Below are 18741 nucleotides of genomic sequence, written 5' to 3'. Positions count from 1 at the left end.
TCATGCGCGGCTTCTCGACGCGACGATTCACCCTGACCGCGATCGCCGCCTCAGGCGCGCTCGCAGCGTCCCTGGCCCTGGCCGGCTCGGCCGTCGCCGTCGCTCCGGCGTCGGCGACAGCCTCGTACGACTGCGGTTTCGCGGGCAGCGGGACCGTCACGCTCACCGCGGCCGACTCCGGCAGCAAGACGATACGGGTCGACTCCGCGGACATCCGCACGCAGTTCCCGCTCGAGGCCAACAGCGTGACCACGACGCTGAAGCTGAACAAGACCTCCGGTGGTGTGACGAGCGAGGTGCAGTTCTCCGGCAGCGCGCACCAGGCCGCGAACACGGGCGACCCGCTCTCGTTCGGTCCGCTCCCGCTCACTTCCGGATCCCTGGCCGCCGGTGACACCACCGACTCGGCCGCCCGCACGGGGAAGCCGAGCGCGACCAACTGGTCCCTGAAGTTCACCGTGAACGGCGCCGACGGCAACTTCACCTCCTACTGCACGGCCACCAGCAACCAGTCGACTGCCCTCACCTGGTAGTCAGCGGACATGCCGCGTCCCCCGGGGAGCCCACGCTCCCGGGGGACGCGGCGCATATCGTCCGAAGAGACGGAGGGGCGAGCGGACCCACCTCGTCCTGATACCGCACCTGCCCCGTGAGCGGTCCGCACACGGCCTCGGGCCGACCAGGCCGCCGGAGCCACCGGTTCCCCGCCGGCCGCAAGGCCGACGGAAGGAGTCAGGTCAGGCGACGACCCGGCGGGAGCGGGCCAGAGCCGGCGCGCCGAGGACCACGCCGGCCAGCGCCACCACCATGGCCACCACGGAGCCGCCTCGTCCGGAGCCACTGCCCACACCGCCATCGGCAGAGGCCAGCGCCACGGCGCCGAGGACAACGCCGGCCAGCGCCACCACCACGCCCGCGACGGCCCCGCCGCGCGCGTTGCCGGCGCCACGGCCGGCGGCACGCAGCGCCCGCACTCCGAGCACCACGCTGATCACCGCCACCACCAGGGCGGCGAGGGAAGGGCCTCGCCCGGAGCCGCCGTCATCACCGTCGGCGACCATGACGTTCGCGGCCGCCGGGGCGGCAAGACCCGTCGGGGCCGTATGCGTCGGGGCGGAGTCTGCCGTCACAGCAGCCGCCTACTGCAACCGCAGCATGCGTAGCCCGGCTCGGGGCTGTCGTCCGAGCAGCCACTTGCCCGACCAAGACAACTTGAAATCCGATGGGGGGACTTCTATGAGCGAGCAGGACGCTTCTCCGGGCAAGAGACCGGCACGGGCCGTGGAAATCGCCGGGCGGGTGTGTCACGTGCTTCTGGTGGTGGTCTTCCTGGCTGCCGGATCCGCGAAACTCGCCGGTGCCGCGGAGATGGTCGACGCCTTCGACACCATCGGGGCCGGCCCATGGCCCAGGTACTGTGTCGGCGTCATCGAGATCACGGGCGTGCTCGGCCTGCTGGTGCCCCGCCTGGTCGGGCTCGCCGCGCTCGGGTTGGCCGCTTTGATGATCGGAGCGATCATCACGAACGTCGTCATCGACGCGTTCTCACTCCTGGCTGTGGTTCTGCTCCTGCTCAGCGCCACGGTCGCCTGGGGGCGACGGAACCGTACCAAGGCACTCGCGGGCGGTACGCACGCCGACGAGTTCGCCGCTTAACCATTTGCGCAGGTGGGGAATTCCGTAGGCCTTGGCGGCCCTCGGTCGGAGCCCCGGCGTGCCGCCATGACGACGCCGGGGCGGTTCACCGCGTCGGCTCAGATCCAGCCGGCCCGCGACGCGGCGTGCACCGCACTGATCCGGTTCCCCGCCTTCAGCTTGTGGATGGCGGAATGAATATGGTTGCGGACCGTGCCCGGGCTCAAGTGCAGCTGGGACGCGATGACGTTGAGCGGGCGACCGTCCGCGGCCGTCTTCAGGATCTCCGCTTCGCGGGCCGTGAGGGGGTTCTCCCCGGCGACCATCATCTCGGCGACCATTTCGGGGGGCAGGTGCAGCCCACCCGCGTGCACTTCACGGATCACCCCGCGCAACTCGCTGACGGAGGTCTCCTTGGTGAGGATGCCGCGCACCCCGGCCTTGACCGCCCGCTGCAGGTGGCCGGGCCTGACGTCGCAGGCCAGGATCACGACCGGAAAACCGGGCCGCTCCCGGCTCAGTTGCTCGGCGACCTCGATCCCGCTCATGCCCGGCATGTGCACATCGAGGACGACGAGCCCCGCCTCGTACTCCTCCACCAGCCCCAGCACCCTGTCGCCCCGCCCTGTACGGGCGACGACATCGACATCCCCGGACAGCTGCAGAAGTTCGCTGAGAGCCTCCCTGGTCAGGGCTTCACGCTCGGCCAGGACCAGTTTGATCGCCATCTTCCCTCCACCAGTCGCTGGTCATGTCTGCGTCACGTCCAGGGCAGATCGCCCTGCGTCCCGCTGCCCCGCTCGCCGATCCCGGTCCAGGGCAGATCGTCCTGCGCCCCACTGCCCTGCGCGCTGATCCCGGTCCACGGCAGATCCCCCGTGTACTGCCCGGCGTCCACGGCGAGCGGCAGCAGAAGAAGGAGGAGCGCGGTGCCGGCGAGCGTATGTGCGAACGTACGGGACTTACGCATTACGGAATCTCCTCGTTGTTTCTAGTAATGCTTACAGAAATGCCTTGGCGGATTTCCTGGAAGCATCCTAGGAGTGCTCGCTTTTGGCGTGATTTCGCGGCTATTTCGCGTACTCGATAACGCGCGAAAAGCGCCCACGGATAAGGTGTTGGAGTGGATTCGCAGGAGATTTCGCGGGATGGAGATTGCGCTGTGCTGAACTCTGCTGGTGTCGCTTTCCGGCCCGCCGAAGGGGCCGCCGATCCGGATGGCTCGGGCGCGGACGCGTCGGGGGCGCTCGAATTCCGGCTGCTGGGTCCGGTCTCGGTGATCCGGGAGGGCGCGGCGGTCCCGCTGTCCGGGGCGAAGATCCACACCGTGCTCGCGGTGCTGCTGCTCGCGCGTGGCGCTCTGGTCGCCGACAGCCGGCTGAGCGCCCTGCTGTGGGGAGACGAGCCGCCGCCCACCTCGAACGCGCAGATCTACACCTATGTCTCCCGGCTCAGAAAAACACTGGGAAACCACGTGCGGATCATCCGGAAAGGGCCGGGATATGTTTTCGACGCCCGGGAGGCCGAGGTCGACCTGTTCTCCTTCGAACGGCTCGACCGGCTCGGTCGTCAGGCCCTTGAGGAAGCCCGTTATGAGGAAGCGGGCCAACTGCTCGGTGGCGCGCTCGACTGCTGGAGCGGTCAGGCCCTGGAGAACGTGACCGAGCACCTTCTGCGGTTCGAGCGGCCGCGCCTGGAATTCCTGTGGGTGCAGGCGCTGGAGCGCCGGATCGAGGCGGACATGTCGCTCGGCCGGCACCGCTCCCTGGTGCCCGAACTTCTCTCCCTGGTGACCCGCTTCCCCATGGACGAGAACCTGCGCGCCCACCTCATCACCGCACTGCACCGCTCCGACCGGCAGGCCGAGGCGGTCCAGGTCTACGGCGAAGGCCGCCGGATCCTCGACGAGCAGCTCGGCGTCGTGCCCGGGCAACAGCTCAGCGGGGCCTATCTGCGGATGCTGCGAGGCGAGAGCGTCGACCCGCCCCGCCGGCCGCTCATGCTGCTGCCCGCCCGAGCCGCCGCGTTCACCGGGCGCACCGCCGAGGCGGCCCGGCTCAGGTCACTGCTGCTGCGCCGCCCCTCGGGCCCCGGCGCACGGCTCAGGGCGGCGCTGGTCACGGGGATGCCCGGCAGCGGCAAGACGGCCCTGGCCGCCGAAGTGGCCCATGGCTGCGCCGAGGCGTTCCCGGACGGTGTGGTGCACGCCGACCTCCACGACGCCGACGGGGCCGCCCGCCCGCCCGCGGCCGTGCTCGCGGAGATCCTCGCCGCGCTCGGCGAGAAGGGGGACACCGCACAGACGGCCCGGCACGACCTGAGCGAACTGGTGCGCCGCTACCGCGCCCGGACTTCGGGCTCCCGGCTGCTCGTCGTCCTCGACGACGCCTCGAGCGACGTACAACTGACCGGGCTGCTTCCCGCCGGTCCGCAGAGCGCGTTGCTCGTCACCAGCCGGACGCGGCTGGCGACCGTGCCCGCCGTCCACACCATGAGCCTCGGACCGCTGGGCGACGAGGACGCCGTGGCGCTGCTCGCCGAGACCGCCGGAGCCGACCGCGTCGACGCCGAACCCGCGGCGGTGCGGGACCTGCTGCGCTACTGCGCCGGGCTGCCGCTCGCGCTGCAGATCGCGGGCGCCCGGCTCGCGGCCCGCCCGCACCGGACCGTGGCCCGGTTCGCCGCCCAACTCGCCGACCCCCGCACCCGGCTCGCCGTCCTGAGCTACGGCAACCTCGACCTGACCCGTACCCTCGGCCGCGCCCTGACCCGGCTGAGCCCGGCCACCGCTTCCGTACTGCCCTGGCTCGCCTCGGTGGGGCCGGGCCCCTTCACCGCCCGCCTCGCGGGCGAGATGACCGGCCTGGCCGAGGCCGAGGCGGAACTCGCCCTGGAAGAACTCGTCGACGGCAGCCTGCTCTTCGCGGAGCCCGACGGCGCCCTCGGCGAGGACCGCTACCGCTTCCACCCGCTGGTCCTGCTGCACGCGGACACGGCTCCCCGAAGGGAGCTGCCCCGGTGACTTGGTGCCAGGCCGGCGGCTGGTCCGGTGACAGCCCTGTTCACGTCGGACGGCCGAGGCCGGCCGCCACGAAACACTAAGGATGGTGACTGCCATGAGTGAGGCGGCCCCGCTCACTCGACAAGACGCGGTACAGGCCCTCTACTCGGCCATCGAGGAAGCGGCCGGACTGCTGGAGGTGGAGTACGCGCCCGACGACGTGCTGCGCGTGCTGAACCTGTACGGAGGTGATCTCACCCAGGCCGTGGTCGCGTTCCGGGTGTCGACCGGCGCGCGCCGCGCGGGTGAGCTCGACTGCCGGTTCACGGTTCCGCAGGACGTCGACCCGTACCGACTCGCGGTGGACAACGGGCTGTTGGAGAAGACGGACCACCCCGTGGCCCGGCTGCTCGCGGACCTGAGCGACAACTGCCCCGTCGACGGCTACGGCATCGACTTCGGTGTCGTCGGAGGGTTCAAGAAGATCTGGGTGGTGCTGCCCCGCACCGCCCTCCAGGACGTCACGAAGCTCGCCGGCATCCCGTCGATGCCGCGCAGCCTGGGTGAGAGCCTCGACTTCATCGCGCGGCACGGCCTGGGCGACACCGTGGGCCTGCTCGGCATCGACTATCGCAACCGCACCGTCAACATCTACTTCGGCGAGCCGCCGGCCGGGGGCATCGCCCCGGAGTCCGTACGGTCGATGCTCCGCGAGATCGATCAGGCCGAACCCAGCGAGCAGATGCTCCGGCTCGGCCGCCGGGCCTTCGGCGTCTACGTGACCCTCGACTGGGACTCCCAGGTCATCGAGCGGATCTGTTTCGCCGTGGCGACCACGGACCCGGCCTCCCTGCCCGTCGAACTCGACGAGCGGATCGGGCTGTTCGTACGGCACGTGCAACGCGCCGACCCCGACACGAAGTTCGTCTACGCCGTCGCCTCACAGCCCGACGGTGAGTACTACAAGCTCCAGTCCTACTACCGGTGGGCTTCCGGCGTGCCGGAGATCATGCAGCTCCCCGAAGGGGCCCTCGCGGACCCGGTGTGACCCGGCGCCGCCTCCGCGTTCCCGCCGTTCCTCTCCCTTCTTCTCTCCTGCCTTCTCATCTCTTCTCATCTTCCTTCGGAAGGACGAACCTTGAGCACCGTAGAAGTTCCGGTTCTGATCGTGGGCGGCGGCGGCTCCGGCCTGGCCGCCTCCGTCTTCCTGTCCGGCCACGGCGTCGACCACCTGCTGGTGGAGCGCCGCGCGGACACCTCGCGCCTGCCGAAGGCGCACTACATCAACCAGCGCACCATGGAGATCTTCCGCCAGTACGGCCTGGCGGACGACGTGGCCGAACGCGCCGCCGCACCCGAGCAGTTCGGCAAGGTCCGCTGGCAGACCACGCTCACCGGTCAGGGCCCGCTGGACGGAAGAGTCATCCATGAGATGGACGGCTTCGGCGGCGGCGCGCTGCGCGAGACGTACGAAGCGGCGGGCCCCGTGCTGCCCGCCAAGCTGCCACAGCTGCGCCTCGAACCGGTGCTGCGGCGCCACGCGGAGGAACGCAACCCCGGAGGCGTCCGGTTCGGCCACGAGTTGGTCTCGCTGACCGAGAACGCCGCGGGCGGGGCCGACGAGAGCATCACCGCCGAGATCCGCTCCATGGAGACGGGCGAGACCACGACGGTCATCGCGCGGTACGTGATCGCGGCGGACGCCGGCCGCACCGTGGGCCCCGCTCTCGGCGTACGGATGGAGGGCCTGCCCGCCCTGTTCGACGCCACCACGGCGTACTTCTCCGCGGATCTGTCGCAGTGGTGGACCGAGGGCTCGGTCATCACCTGGTTCCTCAACCCCTACCGCCGCGACCTGTCCAGCGCCCTCATCGAGATGGGCCCGACCTGGGGCAAGCACTGCGAGGAGTGGGGCCTGCACCTGCCGCTCGCCGGCATCGACCGCACCGACGAGGCGGCGGTCGTCGGCCGCATTCGGGAAGTGCTCGGCCTGCCCGACCTCGAGCTGACCCTGCACGATGTGACCAGCTGGAGCGTGGAGGCGGTGCTCGCCGAGCGCTACCGGCACGGCCGGGCGTTCCTCGTCGGCGACGCCGCCCACCGCCAGCCGCCCGCCGTCGGTCTGGGCCTCAACAGCGGCATCCAGGACGCGCACAACCTCGCCTGGAAACTCGCCGCGGTGCTCTCGGGCCGCGCCGGCGACGGCCTGCTCGACACCTACGAGGCCGAGCGCCGGCCCGTCGGCCAGTACAACCTGGGCTGGGCGATGTCCGCCGCCGCGAACCATCAGGTGATCATCGACGCCGCTGTCGGCCTCGGCCCGCACGTGCCGCCGGAGCGCCGCACGCCGGCGTTCTTCTCCTACTTCTCGCCGACCCCGGTCGGTGCCGCGCAGCGCGCCCGGGCGGCGGAGATCTTCGCCACCCACCGCGGCGAGTGCCAAGCCCTCGACGTGGAGACCGGCTTCGCCTACGAGCAGGGCGCGGTGGTCCCGGACGGCAGCCGCCCGCCGGCCCGCTCGCCGCTCGGCGACGAGTACCGGCCCACGACCCGCCCGGGGCACGTGCTGCCGCACGCCTGGGTCGAGCGGGAAGGCCGACGTGTGTCCACCCACGATCTGGTCGGCTCCGGCACCGGCTTCGTGCTGATCACCGGGGCGGACGGGGCCGCGTGGACCGGGGCCGCCGAACTGGCCGCCGAGAAGCTCTCCGTTCCCGTGACCGCGATCCGGATCGGCGACGGCGGTGAGGGCGCGGAGTACGCCGACGCCGACGGCGACTGGCAGCGCCTGCGCGAGACGGACGGGGCGGGTGCCGTCCTGGTCCGGCCCGACCAGCACGTGGCTTGGCGCGCCACGGGCGCCGAGGCGGACCCGGCGGGAGCCCTGACCGAGGCGCTCGCCCTCGTCCTGGGGCACCGGGCCCCGTGACCAACCGCGCCACCTGCCCGAACTCCCACACGACATGGAAGTAGCAGCGTGATCAACAGAAGGTCCTTCCTCACCGGCGCAAGCGGTGTCGCGCTGGCCACGACGGCGCTGTCCGGCGCCGCGCAGGCCAAGACCAGAGCCTCCGGCACCCCGTGGAACCGGCTCGCCGACCGGCTCCAGGGACGCCTCGTGCTCCCGTCGGACGTGGACTACCAGCGGGCCAAGCAGCTCTACCAGATCCAGTTCGACGCCACCAGCCCCAAGGCGGTCGCCTACTGCGCCTCCGCCGCCGACGTCGCCGCCTGCATCCGCTTCGCCCAGGCCCACGACATACCCGTCGCCGCGCGCAGCGGCGGTCACAGCGCGGGCGGTTACTCCACCACCCAGGGCCTGGTCATCGATGTCTCCGGGCTCAACTCCGTGGCCCTCGGCGACGGTTCGGTGCGGATGGGGCCCGGCGCCCAGCTCGTCGACATCGCGAACACGCTCGCGCCGGCCGGCCTCGGCATCTCCGGCGGCTACTGCCCCACCGTCGCGGCCGGCGGGTTCTTCCAGGGTGGCGGCATGGGCCTGTTCACCCGCAGCATCGGCATCGCCTCCGACAAGGTGACCTCGGCGCAGGTGGTCCTCGCCGACGGACGCACCGTCACCGCCTCGCCCCATTGCCACAGTGACCTGTACTGGGCGCTGCGCGGCGGTGGCGGCGGCAACTTCGGGATCGTCACGTCGTACGAGGTCACGCCCTCGCCGCTGACCGACGTGGCCGCCATCAACCTCGTGTGGACCTTCGACCAGGCGCTGGACATGCTGGACGGCTGGACCCAGTGGCTGCCCGACGCCCCGTGGACGATCGGCAGCGGTGTCAACGTCACGCTCACCGACGCCGGCCCCGGCACCGTGCCGACCGCCTCGGTGTTCCTCGGCTCGATGGACACCGGCGCGGCGTTCGACGGCGAGATCGCCCGGCTGACCTCGCTGGTCGGCCGCCCCCCGGTGTACCAGCAGAAGTTCGCCGCCCCGTACCGGTCCGTCCTGATGTCGCTGTACCAGTGCTCCGACCTCACGGCGCAGCAGTGCCACCGCGCCGACACCTCTCCCGAGGGAAAGATCCAGCGCCCGGCGTTCGGTTCCTGGCGCAGCCGTCTGTTCGAGCGGACGATGCCGCGCGAGGGCTGGGCCAAGGCGCTGGAGACGTTCAACGCGAACCGCTTCGCCGGGCAGATGCGCCAGCTGCAGATCTCCGCCCTCGGCGGCCGGGCCAACACCGTGGCCCGCGACGCCACCGCCTACGTCCACCGCGACAGCCTCTTCTCGGTCAGCTACCTCACCTCGAATGCCGCCGCGCCGGTCTCGGACGAGGCCAAGACCGCCGCGTGGGAGTACGTCGACGACGGCTTCGCGGTGATCGACCCGTACTCCAACGGCGAGACATACCAGAACTTCATCGACCCGCGCCTGCCGGACTGGCGGCGCTCCTACTACGCCGAGAACTACGCCCGGCTGGCCCGGGTCAAGGACAAGTACGACCCGCACCGGTTCTTCCGGTTCGCGCAGGGCGTCAGCTGACCCACCGCCCGGCTCCGCACGGGGATCCCTCCCCGGCCGGAGCCGGGCCCCTTTCCCAAACCCCAGGCCATCCCGGCCGGTTCGGACCGGCCCAGACAGGAGCACTCCATGAAGATCGCGGATCGGGCGCTCCCGACCCCGCTGCCGCTGCCCGAGGAGGTTTCCCGGGACGAGGTGCACCAGGCCACGGCCAGGCTGGTCGCGTACATCAGCGGCAGAACCGACGACGACGGCGCGATACGAGAGCAGTGCGAGAGCAGAGTGCTGGAGTCGGCGCTCGCCCTCTCGCTGATGACGCGGACCGGCGCGTCCTCACCGGCCCGGGCACGTCTCCTCGCCTATCTGCGCGGTCACCAGGAGTCCCCGGACAAGCTCGACCGGGTGCTCGCCTCGCGTGCCATCGGGGGTGCCGTGGGCCGAGGGCCCGGCGGCGACAGCTCCCTCGTCGAAACCCTGGCGTCGGGCGTCCTGGGCGCCGCGCCGGGCTTCATCTCCACCCGCCGCCGCCTGATGGTGTACGCGGTGCTCTCGGTGCTCGGCCACCCGCTGCCCGCCGACGCCGAACTCCCCGGCGGCGGACAGGTCCCCACCGACCCGCTGCACTCCTGGGCCTCCGTGCAGCAGGCGTCCATCACGCTGATCCTGGCCGGCGCCCTCGGCGTACGGAACGGGGCCACCGAAGCCGCCCTTGAAACCCTGCTGGCCACCGACCCCGCCGCCACGGTGTGGGAGGGCTATGTGCTGATGCACCTGCTGGTGCTGCACGCGCTCGCCGGGAGGCCCGGCCACGAGGAGACCGTACGCCGCGGCCTCGCGACGCTGCTGCGTCATCAGCGCCCCGACGGCGGCTTCCCGTTCGTCCTGGAGATGCACAACTGGTGCACGTCCACCGGCGGTCTCGCCCTGCACGCGGCGGGAGCCGACCCGGCGCTGCTGCGCCGAATGGCGGCGACGCTCGGCGCCCAGCGGGGCGGCGCGAGGCTGCGCTCGCTCTCCCGCGGTGAGGCGCTGACCGGCGGCTGGTCCATGTCGCCGCTCGTCGCGCAGAACGACGTCGACGACACCTCCTGCGCCCTGGAGTTCCTCCAGGCGGTCGACCCGGTCGCGCACGCCGGTACGGTGCGCGGCGGGGTGGCCGCGCTGCTGGCCGTGCAGGGCAGGGACGGCGGCTTCCCGACCTACGTCGAGGGCGCCTCCTCCGAGCCGTGCATGACGGCCGCCGCGGTCTGCGCCCTCGGCCCGCACCCGGCCGCCGCACCCCAGCGCGAGCAGGCCCTGGCGTTCCTCGCCGACAGCCAGCTCGCCGACGGCGGCTTCGAGCCGGGCTGGAGCCGCAGCCGTCTGCACAGCCTGTTCCGGGTGCGGCTCGCCGCCTGCACGGCCGGCCCGGACGATCCGCGCTCCGCCGCCATGGCCGCGCGGATCGAACAGACGGTGCGCGAGACGCAGAACGCCGACGGCGGCTGGGGCATGCAGCCCGGCGACCCCAGTGACGACATCAGCACCGCCTACGGCCTGATCACGCTCTGCCACGCCGACGATCCACGGCCCGTCGGCACCGCCCTGACCTGGCTGCTCGAGCGGCAGAAGGCCGACGGCAGCTACGGCGGCCCGCCCGACATGGTCGGACCGCGCCCCTTCGCCTACCACTTTCCGCTGCTCACCGACATCCCGGTGCTGCTCGCCCTCGGGCACGTCCGCTCCCGGGTCCTGGACCCGCGGGGCGCGCTCCAGGAGGTGCGGTGAACCCCGAGCCCCTGCCCACCACGACCACTGCCCCCTGAGATGCACCATTCACCCCACGAAACACGGAGAGACACACATGCTGCGAAAACTGGCCGCCTTGCCCAGCGGAAGGGTGGGCAAGTGGGTCGTCATCGCGATCTGGGCCGTCGTACTGGTCCCGGCGTTGATGCTGGCCGGGAAGCTCGGTGACGCGGAGCAGAACGACAACTCGGCCTGGCTGCCCGGCAACGCGGAGTCCACCGCGGTCGTCGAGCGCGCCCAGAAGCTGATGCCCGCCGACTCCATGCCCGCGATCGTGGTCTACGACCGGGCCGGCGGGATCACCGACGCCGACCTGGCCAAGGCGCAGGCGGACGCCAAGGCGTTCCAGCGCATCGACAACGTCGCGGGCCGGCCGCAGGGACCGGTCACGTCCCAGGACGGCAAGGCCATCCAGACCATCGTCCAGGTCCACAAGGACAAGTCCGGCTGGGAAGGACTGGGCAAGGTCGTCGACGCGATGACCGACGTCGGCAAGAAGGACGCCGACGGCCTCGGCTTCCACGTGGCGGGACCGGTCGGCTACGGCGCCGACTCGGTCAAGGCGTTCGGCGGCGGCGGCGCGCTGACCACCATCACCGCGCTGGTCGTCGTCGCGATCCTGCTGATCACCTACCGCAGCCCGCTGCTGCCCCTGTTGCCGTTGATCACCGTCGGTGTGGCCCTGATGGCGGCGGAGGCACTGATCTACCTGCTGGCCAAGGACGCCGGCCTGGTCGTCAACAAACAGACCAGCTTCATCCTGGTCGTACTGATCTTCGGCGCCGCCACCGACTACGCGCTGCTGCTGATCTCCCGCTACCGGGAGGAGTTGGCGCGCCATGAGGACAGGCACGAGGCGATGGCGGAGGCCCTGTACCGCTCCGGCCCGGCGATCATGGCAAGCGCGGCGACGGTCGCGATCAGCCTGATGCTGCTGATGCTCGCCGTCCTGAACTCCACCAAGGGCATGGGCCCGGCCTGCGCCATCGGCGTCCTGGTCGGCCTGATCGCCATGGTGACGTTGATGCCGGCGCTGCTGGTCGCCTGCGGCCGGTGGATCTTCTGGCCGGCGAAGCCGGTCCACGGCGGGGAGGCGGAGCAGAAGGAGAGCGTCTGGAGCCGGGTCGGGAACGCCATCTCCGGCCGCCCGCGGCTGGTGTGGGCGGGCACCGTGCTGGTGCTCGGGGCGATGGCGCTCGGCACGCTCGGCCTCGACGCCTCGGGCCTGTCGAACAAGGACCAGTTCACCAACAAGCCCCAGATGGCGGTCGGTGAGGAGATCCGCGCCGCGCACTTCCCGGGCGGATCCGGCGACCCCGTCTACGTCGTGTCGAAGGCCGGCGCGGCCGACCAGGTCAGGACGGCGCTGGCCGCGGTGTCCGGGATCAGCACGGTCATGGATCCGGTGGTCAAGGGCGACGAGGCGGTGCTGCTCGCGCAGCTGAAGTACGAGCCCAGCAGCGAGGAGGCGAGGCACACCGTCGACCGGGCCCGGACCGCGGTCCACCGGATCGAGGGCGCGGACGCACAGGTGGGCGGCAGCACCGCGATCATGGTCGACACGGAGAACGCGGCGAGCCGCGACTCGAAGGTGATCATCCCGATCGTCCTGCTCGTGGTCCTGCTCATCCTGGCGGCGCTGCTGCGCGCGGTGGTCGCGCCGCTGCTGCTGATGGCGACGGTGCTGCTGTCGTTCGGCGCGGCCCTCGGCGTGAGCAGCCTGGTGTTCGAGCACGTCTTCGGCCTCGCCGGAGCCGACGCGTCGTTCCCGCTGCTGGCGTTCGTGTTCCTGGTCGCCCTGGGCATCGACTACAACATCTTCCTGATCACCCGGGTCCGCGAGGACGCGCTGCTGCACGGCACGCGGCGCGCCGCGTTGACCGGCCTGTCGTCCACCGGAGGTGTGATCACCTCGGCCGGTGTGGTGCTGGCCGGCACCTTCGCGGCGATGGCGTCGCTGCCGCTCGTCTTCGCGGTCGAGCTGGGTTTCGCGGTGGCGTTCGGCGTGCTTCTCGACACCCTCGTGGTGCGCTCGGTGCTGGTCACCGCGCTCACCCTGGACGTGGGCCGCTGGATGTGGTGGCCCAGCAAGCTGTTCCGGCGCCACGACGAGGCCGTGGCGTCGGCGACCGAACCGGACCAGGTGCCCGCGTACAGCGGCAGATGAACCAGCCCTGCCGCGGGTTCCCGGCGCCGCCGTGCGCGGCGGCGCCGGGCCCGTGCGCGGGCAGGCCGGCCCGGGCCGTGTTCAGGGCATGTCCGGACACACACTTACGGGGGATGCCATGAGTGCAGAAACGATGGACAGAAGCATCCGCAACAGCACCATGACCGCCGTCCCGGTGGCCGTCGGACAGCGCGGAAGGCAGGCCGTCGCCGAGCAGCGGTCAGGGGGGAGCACAGGAAGCACGGAAGGCACGGGCGCGCAGCGCATAGCGGAACTCGAGCGCGAGGTCCGGGAGTTGAAGCGCGCCAACGAGACACTGAAGCAGTACGTCACTCAGGCGCTGGACCTCGACACCACCTCCCCTCGGCGCCTGGACGACCGCAGCCCGGACACCACCGGACGCGGCAGTCCCGACGCGGCCGGCCCACCTCGCCGCCCCGCGTCGGGCGCCGGGGTGGAGTTCCGGGTACTCGGCCCGGTCGAGGCGACCGTCGGCGGCCGGTGGGTGGACCTCGGGGCGCCCAAGCAGCGTGCGGCGCTCGTGCTGCTGGTGAGCCAGGTGGGTCAGCCGGTCTCGGTGGACGTACTGGTGGAGGCGCTGTGGGAGGGCCGGCCGCCGCAGTCGGCGATCACCTCACTGCACGCGTACATCGCCAATCTGCGGCGCGCCCTGGAACCGCACCGGGCTCCGCGCACCCCGGCGACGGTGCTGTGCACGCGCGGGCGGGGCTATCTGCTGAACAGCCGTGCCGTCGAGGTCGACGCCCACCGCTTCTGGGAGAGCGCCGGCGCCGGATGGCAGGCGCTGGACCGGGGCGATCCGCAGCGAGCGCTGCACGCGTTCGAGGCGGGCCTGGCCCTGTGGCGCGGGGAGGCGTACGCGGAGGTGGCCGCGACCCCGCATGTCGCACCCGAGGCCGTACGCCTGGAGGAGCTGCGCCTGTCGGTGATCGAGGGCCGCTGCGCCACCCTGGTCGCGGTGGGCAACCACGAGATGGCGGTGCCCGAACTGGTGGCCTTCACACAGGCCCATCCGCTGCGGGAGTACGGCTGCGAACTGCTGAGCCTCGCGCTGTACCGGGCGGGCCGGCAGGCGGATGCGCTGTCGGTGTTGCGGGCCCACCAGAAGAGGATGGTGGAGGACCTGGGCATCTCGCCCAGCCCCGGGCTGCAGCACCTGGAACTGGAGATACTGCGCCAGGCACCTGAGCTCGAGCGTTCCTAGCCCCGTCGTCCGGATCAGGACGAAGGCTCCGGCGCGGCTGCCCGCGAATGGGCCGCGGCGCCGGGGGCCTGTCGTCTCAGCGAGCCAGCACGAGGGTGGTGGGGGACGGGGTGTCCAGGAAGCGGACGTCCTCGAAACCGGCGGCGCTGAGCCACGCCTGGTAGTCGCGCCGCCGCCACGTGGAGCCGTGCCGGCTCTTGAGGAGCATCTCCCCGGCGAAGGTCAGCGCGAAGGACGGACCGCTGCGGTCGTCGTCGGTGATGTAGTCGGAGACGACGAGCGTGCCGCCGGGCCGCAGCGCCCCGCGTACGCGGGTGAAGACCGCCAGGTTGTCCTCGGGACCTTCCTGGTGGGCGATGTTGGAGTACATGACGACGTCGTGTTCGCCCTCGCCGAAGTCGACGGTGTGGAAGTCGCCGTCGACGTGGTCGACCCGCTCGCCCACCCCCTGTTCGGCCAGCAGCCGCCGGGCGATCGCGTTGATCGGCGCCCAGTCGATCTGGGTGGCGCGGGCGTCGGGGTTGAGCCCGAGCCAGACGGCCGAGCACACCCCCGAACCGCCGCCGATGTCGAGGATCGAGATCTTCCCGGCGTCGGCCAGTCCGAGCGCCTCGGCGGCGATGTGCGCCACGGGCACGGACTGCGCGGCGATGGCCTGGACGAGGTTCTCCCAGTGCGGGTTGTCGGCGACCTCCACGACCGCGTCCGTCACCGGCCCGCCGGCGCGTACGACGTCGGGCAAGGCGGCCAGGGATCCCAGGTGGCCCATCTTGAGGCGGGCGAACCCGGCCAATGACACGGGCCGGCCCTCCACGAGAAAGGCGGAAGCCTCCGCGGAGTTGCGGTAGCGGCCCTGCGCCACCTCGACCAGGCCCAGGGCCACCAGACCGTCCAGGAGCGCCTGTGCGCCGCGCGGCGCGATTCCGGCCCGCTCGGCCAGCACCGCCGGCGTGTCGGCGCCGTCCTCCAGGTGCGTGAACAACGCGTACGTCGCCGCCGTTCCCAGAATTCCGGTGGCCCAGTAGCCGTTGATCATCCGCATGATCCGGTCGGACGTGGGTCCGGCCTGCGTGCCGACGGTGATGTCGATGCCGGTGCTGGTCATGAGATCCTCCCTGCGTACGGGCGTGGCGCTGCCTCGGCGGCAGGGTGTACCCGGTGGTGATGGGTCGTGCCGTCGACCCAGGTGCCCAGCGCCATCTCGGCGGTGATGCCGGGGCCGAAGCCGGCGATCACGCCGGTGGCGTCCGTCGGCAGTGGGCCTTCCTCGAAGCGTCTGCGCAGTGCGTCGAGCACCACCGCGCTGGCGATGTTCCCGTACTCGGTCAGCGTCCCCCAGCTGTGCCGGAAGACCGAGCGGTCGACCCCGAGGTACTTGGCGAGGTCGTCCAGGATCCGGGGGCCGCCGGCGTGGATGATGTAGAAGTCGAGGTCCGCGGCGTCCCAGCCGTGGCCGGCGGCGAGGTCGCGCAGCACCGGGGCGAGCGGCTCCATGGTGCCCGGCACCCGACGGTCGAGCTGGAAGTGGAACCCGGTGTCGCGCACGGCGTACGAGATCCACTCCTCGGTGTGCGGAATGAGGTACGAGGCGTTGCGCCGCAGTTGGACACCCGTGACGCCGGCGCCGCCACGGCCACGCACCACCGCCGCCGCGACCGCGTCGCCGAACAGCCCGTCGGACAGCAGCGAGCCGATGTCGTCGGCGTCGGGCTGGTAGCACAGCGAGCACAGCTCGCACGAGACGATCAGTACGTTGCTGTCGGGGTGCGCCGCGCAGAAGTCATGGGCGCGGTTGATCGCCGCCCCGCCCGCGGCGCAGCCCAGCTGGGCGATGGGCAGCTGCCGGGTGTCGTAGCGGAACCCCATGGTGTTGATCAGCCATGCGGTGAGCGAGGGCATCATGAATCCGGTGCACGACACATAGATGATGGCGTCGATGTCCTCGGCCCGCAGCAACGCGTTCGCCAGGGCCTCCTCGACCGCCTCCGGGCAGCGCTTTTTCGATTCGGTCTCGTAGATGCGGTTCCGTTCTTCGAACCCCGGGTGGTCCAGGGTCTTCTCGATGGGCTGCACCAGGTGCCGCTTCTGCACTCCGGTGTTTTCTATCAGACGGAGTGCGAGCGGAAGCTGCGGCTTTCCCGCATGGGTGTTCCTGGCGAAATCCAGGGTCTGCTCCATCGTGATGGTGTATTCCGGTACGCGCACCGCGGGCTTGCAAAGGATGGGCATGTCCGGCGTCTGCCTTTCAGAAAGGGAAGAAGTTTTCTCTGCCTTGTTCGCTGTCCGGCGCCTCGGTCAGCTCGGGCGCAGGTTGTTCTTCAGCTCGGCTCGCAGCACGTCCACGACGCGTTCGACCTGGTCCAGGCGGAGTTCGGCGTGCATGGGCAGGGCCAGGTTGCGCTGGAAGAGGTCCGCCGAGACCGGGCAGCGCTGCGCGGCGTCGTACACCGGCTGCAGATGGCCGGCCCAGGTGCCGTGCCCGCAGCCGATGCCCTGGGCGCGCAGCGAGGCGGCGAGCCCGGAGCGGTCGACGCGTGGGTCGAGGGTCACCAGATAGGACTGCCAGGCGTGGGTGCGGTCCCCGGGCACGTACGGCACCGTGAGCAGTTCCTCGTCGGAGAGCAACTCCCCGTACGACGCAGCGATCGCGCTCCGGCGTTCCAGGAGTTCGCCGACCCGCTCCAGTTGCACCTGGAGGATCGCGGCGGCGATGTCGGAGAGCTTGTAGTTGTAGCCGATGTCGGTGAACGACGGGATCGGCAGGCCGACCACCTGCCCCTGTTCGTAGATGCTCCCGATGCCGAACGACGACCGAAGTCGGGCGTCCGCGCCGATCACCGGGTCGGCGGCGAGCAGTGCCCCGCCCTCACCGCTGCTGGCGCCCTTGCGGCCGTGGAAGGAGAGACAGGCCACCGGCGCCAAAGTACCGGCCGGGCGTCCCTGGTAGCTGGCGCCGACCGCGCAGGCGGCGTCCTCGACGACGAACAGGCCGTGGCGGTCGGCGACGGCCATCAGTTCGGTGTAGTCGGCGGGCAGCCCGACGGTGTCCACCGCGATCACGCCCACGGTACGCGGGCTGATCAGATCCGCCACCGCCTGCGGGTCGACGGTGCCGGTGTCGCGGCGCACGTCCGCGAAGACGGGGGTCGCACCGACGTAGCGCACCGCGTGGGCCGGGGCGGGGAAGGTGTAGTCGGCGACGATCACCTCGTCGCCGGGCTCGACACCGAGCGCCAGCATGGCCAGGTGGAGCGCCGCGCCGCAGTTGCTCAGCGTGACCGCGTCACCGACGCCGTAGCGCTGCTTCAGCTGGGCTTCGAGGGCCTTGCCCCTCGGGCCCTGGCCGGCCGGCCAGCCCGAGGCGAACACCTCGGCCACGGCGGCCAGTTCCCGTTCGCCCAGGCTCGCGTGCACGAGCGGGATGCTGTCCTTGGTCGTCACAGTCATGGGAGGTCACCTCTCAACTCTTCGGTCTCCGGTCAGGTCGCCACTGGTCACGCCGCGGTCCGCCCGGCCGAATCCGGGGCGGGCGGGGTGAAGCGGAGCGGGGTGATCTGCTGGACGTCGTAGCGCTCGCGCATCCGCTCCACGGCCTCGGAGTCCACGGACCGGCCGGCGGCGAAGATCTCGACGATCTCCTCGAAGTAGCGCTCGTGGTCCGGCGAGGGGGAGCTCTGGAAGAGCATGCGGGCCGGTCTGTCCGTGGGGTTGCGGAAGGCGTGCGGGCAGCCCGGCGGCACGAACATGCAGCTGCCCGTGACCGCCCGGGCGGCGCGGTCGCCGCTCGGGGACTCCCAGCCGTGCCAGGTGTCCCGGGTCCGCTCGGTGGGCTCGAACGCGAAGAGCTCCAACTCCCCCTCCAGGACGTAGAAGAACTCCTGGGAATGGCTGTGGGTGTGCGCGCCGACGTCGAACCCCGGCGGCACGACCACCTCGAACACGGAGGAGGAGGAACCGTCCGCGGCCGTGACCTTGAAGGTCACGGCCTGCGCTTTCGTGACGAGTTGCCGGCCGTGGCCGGGCGGGACGATGAGACCGCTCATGTGGTGTCGCTCTCTCGGGTGGAATGCGGGCGCTGCATGGGCGGCCGCACGGCGTTGGATTCTGACCGGATGAATCAGGGTGGCGGCGGGCGTTATCGACACGCCATGAAATTCGCCCCCCGGTCGGGATCGGCCGCCTCCGGAGTGAGAATGCCAGCGGTGACTTGGGGGCCACTGGGTTCGGGATTGGCGCCTGCTTGCCGCCAAGCCGAGGCCAACTCACCGCGTATTCCCCGGCAAGAGGCGGCGTCAAGGATGCATTTCGCGGCTCGCCGATCAACGTCGGGTCGGTCGAATCCATAGGGAATCAAGAACCCGGCGGGACGACTCCGTTCGGGCATGCGAGTTCTCTTCGAGCGCGAGCCGCCCGGGGGACCGGCGCGTTCTTCTCGGCGTCAGCCGGCCTGT

16 protein-coding genes are annotated in these 18741 nt (G+C 71.3%); 9 read left to right on the top strand and 7 right to left on the bottom strand.

Annotation, left to right across the window (positions count from 1 at the left end; translation table 11 throughout):
* Positions 1–2: 2 nt before the first annotated feature.
* Positions 3–533 carry a hypothetical protein gene (locus tag IG99_RS35040; protein WP_037681374.1) on the top strand — a complete coding sequence of 177 codons (531 nt, stop codon included), beginning with the start codon at positions 3–5 and terminating at the stop codon, positions 531–533.
* A gap of 204 nt (positions 534–737) precedes the next feature.
* On the opposite strand, the gene IG99_RS35035 is transcribed toward IG99_RS35040, so the two are convergent.
* Complete coding sequence (locus tag IG99_RS35035) at positions 738–1130, bottom strand: DUF6223 family protein (protein ID WP_051866260.1); 393 nt, start codon at positions 1128–1130, stop codon at positions 738–740.
* Positions 1131–1236: 106 nt separating this feature from the next.
* Here IG99_RS35035 and IG99_RS35030 point away from each other — a divergent pair, with 106 nt between their 5' ends.
* Positions 1237–1656 (top strand): DoxX family protein, encoded by a 420-nt coding sequence (locus IG99_RS35030; RefSeq protein ID WP_037681373.1) that lies wholly within the window; start codon positions 1237–1239, stop codon positions 1654–1656.
* A gap of 98 nt (positions 1657–1754) precedes the next feature.
* Here the strand turns inward: IG99_RS35030 and IG99_RS35025 are convergent, their stop codons facing one another.
* On the bottom strand, positions 1755–2363 hold the full coding sequence (locus tag IG99_RS35025) for a response regulator transcription factor (RefSeq protein WP_037681372.1): 609 nt from the start codon (positions 2361–2363) through the stop codon (positions 1755–1757).
* Positions 2364–2395: 32 nt separating this feature from the next.
* Positions 2396–2605 carry a hypothetical protein gene (locus IG99_RS35020; protein WP_037681371.1) on the bottom strand — a complete coding sequence of 70 codons (210 nt, stop codon included), beginning with the start codon at positions 2603–2605 and terminating at the stop codon, positions 2396–2398.
* 192 nt (positions 2606–2797) lie between these two features.
* Between IG99_RS35020 and IG99_RS35015 the strand changes: the two genes are divergently transcribed.
* The 7 genes from IG99_RS35015 to IG99_RS34985 all read left to right on the top strand — a co-directional run bounded on the left by IG99_RS35015 (position 2798) and on the right by IG99_RS34985 (position 14290).
* Complete coding sequence (locus IG99_RS35015) at positions 2798–4657, top strand: AfsR/SARP family transcriptional regulator (protein WP_158973302.1); 1860 nt, start codon at positions 2798–2800, stop codon at positions 4655–4657.
* A gap of 94 nt (positions 4658–4751) precedes the next feature.
* Entirely contained in the window at positions 4752–5684 is a 933-nt protein-coding gene (locus tag IG99_RS35010; RefSeq protein ID WP_051866258.1) for an aromatic prenyltransferase, read from the top strand.
* 90 nt (positions 5685–5774) lie between these two features.
* A complete protein-coding gene (locus IG99_RS35005; protein ID WP_037681369.1) occupies positions 5775–7565 on the top strand; it encodes an FAD-dependent monooxygenase in 1791 nt (596 codons plus the stop codon).
* A 48-nt stretch (positions 7566–7613) separates the two neighbouring features.
* Positions 7614–9131: an FAD-binding oxidoreductase gene (locus IG99_RS35000; RefSeq protein ID WP_037681368.1), complete on the top strand. Its 1518-nt coding sequence runs from the start codon at positions 7614–7616 to the stop codon at positions 9129–9131.
* Between the two features lie 108 nt (positions 9132–9239).
* Positions 9240–10877 (top strand): prenyltransferase/squalene oxidase repeat-containing protein, encoded by a 1638-nt coding sequence (locus tag IG99_RS34995; protein ID WP_037681367.1) that lies wholly within the window; start codon positions 9240–9242, stop codon positions 10875–10877.
* 76 nt (positions 10878–10953) lie between these two features.
* Positions 10954–13065 (top strand): MMPL family transporter, encoded by a 2112-nt coding sequence (locus IG99_RS34990; protein ID WP_037681365.1) that lies wholly within the window; start codon positions 10954–10956, stop codon positions 13063–13065.
* Positions 13066–13198: 133 nt separating this feature from the next.
* Positions 13199–14290: an AfsR/SARP family transcriptional regulator gene (locus IG99_RS34985; RefSeq protein ID WP_234312062.1), complete on the top strand. Its 1092-nt coding sequence runs from the start codon at positions 13199–13201 to the stop codon at positions 14288–14290.
* Positions 14291–14366: 76 nt separating this feature from the next.
* Here the strand turns inward: IG99_RS34985 and IG99_RS34980 are convergent, their stop codons facing one another.
* From IG99_RS34980 to IG99_RS34965, 4 genes are all read right to left on the bottom strand, one after another.
* On the bottom strand, positions 14367–15395 hold the full coding sequence (locus IG99_RS34980; RefSeq protein ID WP_051866256.1) for a class I SAM-dependent methyltransferase: 1029 nt from the start codon (positions 15393–15395) through the stop codon (positions 14367–14369).
* Positions 15392–16519: a type III polyketide synthase gene (locus IG99_RS34975; RefSeq protein WP_051866253.1), complete on the bottom strand. Its 1128-nt coding sequence runs from the start codon at positions 16517–16519 to the stop codon at positions 15392–15394. The genes IG99_RS34980 and IG99_RS34975 overlap by 4 nt, the downstream gene beginning before the upstream one ends.
* A gap of 66 nt (positions 16520–16585) precedes the next feature.
* Positions 16586–17737, bottom strand: coding sequence for a DegT/DnrJ/EryC1/StrS family aminotransferase (locus IG99_RS34970; RefSeq protein WP_037681363.1), 1152 nt, complete (start codon positions 17735–17737; stop codon positions 16586–16588).
* Positions 17738–17784: 47 nt separating this feature from the next.
* The gene (locus tag IG99_RS34965) at positions 17785–18333 is read right to left on the bottom strand and encodes a cupin domain-containing protein (RefSeq protein ID WP_037681361.1); all 549 of its coding nucleotides are present in this window, start codon (positions 18331–18333) and stop codon (positions 17785–17787) included.
* Positions 18334–18741 lie beyond the last annotated feature (408 nt).

This window comes from Streptomyces griseus subsp. griseus (genome assembly GCF_000720255.1).
Taxonomy (GTDB): Bacteria; Actinomycetota; Actinomycetes; order Streptomycetales; family Streptomycetaceae; genus Streptomyces; species Streptomyces griseus_I.
Note: the sequence above shows the minus strand (reverse complement) of the source record. Positions and strands in the feature narration are given on the sequence as shown.

What these genes read in the sequence shown, in the direction of transcription:
- IG99_RS35040 (WP_037681374.1), top strand. Translation starts at nt 3, where the DNA reads ATGCGCGGCTTCTCGACGCGACGATTCACCCTGACCGCGATCGCCGCC.
- IG99_RS35030 (WP_037681373.1), top strand. Translation starts at nt 1,237, where the DNA reads ATGAGCGAGCAGGACGCTTCTCCGGGCAAGAGACCGGCACGGGCCGTG.
- IG99_RS35025 (WP_037681372.1), bottom strand. Translation starts at nt 2,363, where the DNA reads ATGGCGATCAAACTGGTCCTGGCCGAGCGTGAAGCCCTGACCAGGGAG.
- IG99_RS35020 (WP_037681371.1), bottom strand. Translation starts at nt 2,605, where the DNA reads ATGCGTAAGTCCCGTACGTTCGCACATACGCTCGCCGGCACCGCGCTC.
- IG99_RS35010 (WP_051866258.1), top strand. Translation starts at nt 4,752, where the DNA reads ATGAGTGAGGCGGCCCCGCTCACTCGACAAGACGCGGTACAGGCCCTC.
- IG99_RS34995 (WP_037681367.1), top strand. Translation starts at nt 9,240, where the DNA reads ATGAAGATCGCGGATCGGGCGCTCCCGACCCCGCTGCCGCTGCCCGAG.
- IG99_RS34990 (WP_037681365.1), top strand. Translation starts at nt 10,954, where the DNA reads ATGCTGCGAAAACTGGCCGCCTTGCCCAGCGGAAGGGTGGGCAAGTGG.
- IG99_RS34985 (WP_234312062.1), top strand. Translation starts at nt 13,199, where the DNA reads ATGGACAGAAGCATCCGCAACAGCACCATGACCGCCGTCCCGGTGGCC.
- IG99_RS34980 (WP_051866256.1), bottom strand. Translation starts at nt 15,395, where the DNA reads ATGACCAGCACCGGCATCGACATCACCGTCGGCACGCAGGCCGGACCC.
- IG99_RS34975 (WP_051866253.1), bottom strand. Translation starts at nt 16,519, where the DNA reads ATGCCCATCCTTTGCAAGCCCGCGGTGCGCGTACCGGAATACACCATC.
- IG99_RS34970 (WP_037681363.1), bottom strand. Translation starts at nt 17,737, where the DNA reads ATGACTGTGACGACCAAGGACAGCATCCCGCTCGTGCACGCGAGCCTG.
- IG99_RS34965 (WP_037681361.1), bottom strand. Translation starts at nt 18,333, where the DNA reads ATGAGCGGTCTCATCGTCCCGCCCGGCCACGGCCGGCAACTCGTCACG.